This window comes from Streptomyces palmae (genome assembly GCF_004684805.1).
In the GTDB taxonomy this organism is placed as follows: Bacteria; Actinomycetota; Actinomycetes; order Streptomycetales; family Streptomycetaceae; genus Streptomyces; species Streptomyces palmae.
The window spans coordinates 1-875 of sequence record NZ_SRID01000751.1; the positions used below are offsets into that span (position 1 = coordinate 1).

1 protein-coding gene is annotated in these 875 nt (G+C 74.9%); it reads left to right on the forward strand.

Annotated elements, in window-relative coordinates; genetic code table 11:
- Nucleotides 1–780 (forward strand): sensor histidine kinase (locus E4099_RS32480; RefSeq protein ID WP_167828578.1); only part of this gene is annotated, 780 nt, incomplete at its 5' end.
- Nucleotides 781–875: the final 95 nt, after the last annotated feature.

Genomic DNA, 875 nt, shown 5'->3' on the forward strand with positions numbered 1-875 from the left:
GATCTGGGGCGGCGGGTTCCGGCCGCCGGCCGGGACGAGATCGCCGAACTCGGCCGCGTCTTCAACCGGATGGCCGCCTCACTCCAGGCCGGCGAGGAACGCCAGCGGCGGCTGACCGGCGACATCGCCCATGAGCTGCGGACACCGCTGGCCAATCTGCGCGGCTATCTGGAGGCCCTGCGGGACGGGGTGGTGGAGCCGACGCCCGAGCTGTTGGACTCCCTCCACGACGAGGCACTGCTCCAGCAGCGGATCGTGGACGACCTCCAGGACCTGGCCCTGGCCGAGGCCGGCGCGCTCACCTACCACTGGGCCGCCGTCGAGTTGGGCGAGGTGCTGGAGGCGTGCCGTACCGCGCACCGCGCCAAGGCGGCGGCCGCCGGTGTGGCGCTGGAGGTGGTGGCGCCACGCCCGGTCCGGGTGTCCGCGGACGCCGACCGGCTGCGGCAGGCCGTGGGCAACCTGGTCGGGAACGCGCTGCGGGCCACCGCGTCCGGTGGCACGGTGTCGCTGGCGCTCGCCGTCGAGGGTGAACTGGCGGTCCTTCGGGTGCGGGACACCGGAAAGGGGATATCGGCCGAGGATCTGCCGCACCTCTTCGACCGCTTCTGGCGGGCGGACGCGGCCCGCGGGCGGGCCACCGGCGGCAGCGGGCTGGGGCTGTCCATCGCCCGCCAGATCGTGACCGACCACCGGGGGACGATCGATGTGGAGAGCACGGTGGGGGTCGGGACGACCTTCACCATCGTGCTCCCCATGGTCCCGGCCGGCACCGGCTGACGGGGCGGGACTCAACCGCCGGCGAGGCCCGGGTGGGGGCTGCACGGCCTTCACCACCGCGCCCGGGTGGGGATCGGGCCGGCACGACCCCCACC